The sequence below is a fragment of the Shewanella sp. SM69 genome (assembly GCF_025653985.1).
In the GTDB taxonomy this organism is placed as follows: Bacteria; Pseudomonadota; Gammaproteobacteria; order Enterobacterales; family Shewanellaceae; genus Shewanella; species Shewanella oncorhynchi.
The window spans coordinates 1-1,761 of the sequence record NZ_JAKKRV010000046.1 but is presented as its reverse complement, the minus strand read 5'-3'; the positions used below and the strand labels follow the sequence as shown (position 1 = coordinate 1,761).

1 protein-coding gene is annotated in these 1,761 nt (G+C 44.3%); it reads left to right on the top strand.

The genetic code is table 11. From position 1 onward, the window contains the following. Nucleotides 1–131: 131 nt before the first annotated feature. Complete coding sequence (locus L5M37_RS23965) at nt 132–1,742, top strand: IS1634-like element ISSpu7 family transposase (protein WP_011787758.1); 1,611 nt, start codon at nt 132–134, stop codon at nt 1,740–1,742. Nucleotides 1,743–1,761: the final 19 nt, after the last annotated feature.

Below are 1,761 nucleotides of genomic sequence, written 5' to 3'. Positions count from 1 at the left end.
CCGTCATTCCGCAGCTAATTCCAGAATTTAAATAGTGTGATCTGGCGATCAGCTTTTCATAAAAACTACGACACCATCTTGACCGCGATCGACAGTTTTGATCTATTACTGCTATTTGACGGTCTCAAAATATGTCTACCCATCCTGTTATTAAACGCTTAGATCACCTTGGTCTCATTGCCGCCTTTTGTCACGAAATTGGCCTGCCACGGATGATAGATGCCGTTATCCCAAAATATTCTGACCACAATGTTTCTCATGGTGACGCGGTATTGGCCATGCTCCTAAATGGACTTGGCTTTCATAGCAGAACACTGCACATGTTCTCGGACTTTTTTAAGACCAAGCCTGTATCTAAGCTACTCGCCAAAGACATTGAAGCACACCACCTGACTGATGATGTACTAGGCCGCACATTAGATGCTCTATACGAAGCCGATGTCTCAGCGCTCTATCAGGTTATTGCTGAGCGTGTTGTTGATAAACTGGGCTTGACGACCGATTCTGTTCATCTTGATATCACTAGCTTCCACGTTGATGGTGAGTATGCACAAGATGAAAACACCAACGTGATTAAGCTTGTAAGAGGTTATAGTCGGGATCATAGGCCAGAGCTTAACCAAGTCGTGCTTGAACTCATCTGTGAAAACCAAGCAGGTATTCCTGTTTACATGCAAGCACTGAGTGGTAACACCAATGATGCCAAGGCATTCGCTGAAGTCACTAAAAGACACATACATTGCCTAAAAGCCGCGCAAAATAGTCGTTACTTTATCGCTGATGCCGCTTTGTACACCGAAGAAAGCATCTCCTCGCTAGATGAGCAAAATCAAAAATTCATTACCCGTGTCCCCATGACCATCAAGCTCGCAAAACAAGCACTACTTGCGCTAGAGCCAGAGCAATTAAGCACTATCGGTCATGGCTACTCAGGATGTTGGATAGACTCGGATTACGGAAAGGTCAATCAACGTTGGTTGCTCGTTCACAGTGAACAGGCCACCAAGCGGGAAGAAATCACTTTCTTCAAGAACTTAGAGAAAAACATAGCAAAAGAAATCAAAGCGTTGGAAAAGCTAAGTAAAAAACCATTCGCTTGTGAAGTTGACGCAGAATTAGCGTTTAACGATTTCAAGAAACAATGTGACTTACTTGGGTTTGAACAAGGCACTCTCATCAAACAGCCGACTTACTCTCATTCGGGCCGCCCAAAGACAGATGAAGCACCGACAGGATACCAATACTTTATCGAAGCCGCCCCCTTCACCGACCTAGAAAAAGTAAAACTGGCTAAGCTCAAAGTAGGCATGTTTATCCTCGCGACGAATGACACCGACAATGAAGCACTCACCATGGCGGCTCTTCTAGCACATTACAAATCGCAACAAAAAGTCGAGCGCGGCTTCCGTTTTCTAAAAAGCCCTGAGTTTTTAACCTCTTCCATCTTCTTGAAAAAGCCTGAGCGCATTGAAGCGTTGCTAATGATAATGACGTTGAGCTTGCTTGTTTACGCTAGTTTAGAACACAAAATCAGAGAACAACTCGCACAAACCGAAGCGTTCTTCCCAAGTATGGTAAAGAACAAGACGACCTCCAGACCGACGGCACGTTGGGTCTTCTTGCAATTCGAAGGCATAGATACGCTAGAGATTAACGGCCAAAGGTTCATCACTGGACTTCAAGATCACCAAACACAACTACTCAAATTACTCGGTAGATTCTATGAGGTAGTTTATTCCTAAATTAGCTGCGGAATGTCGG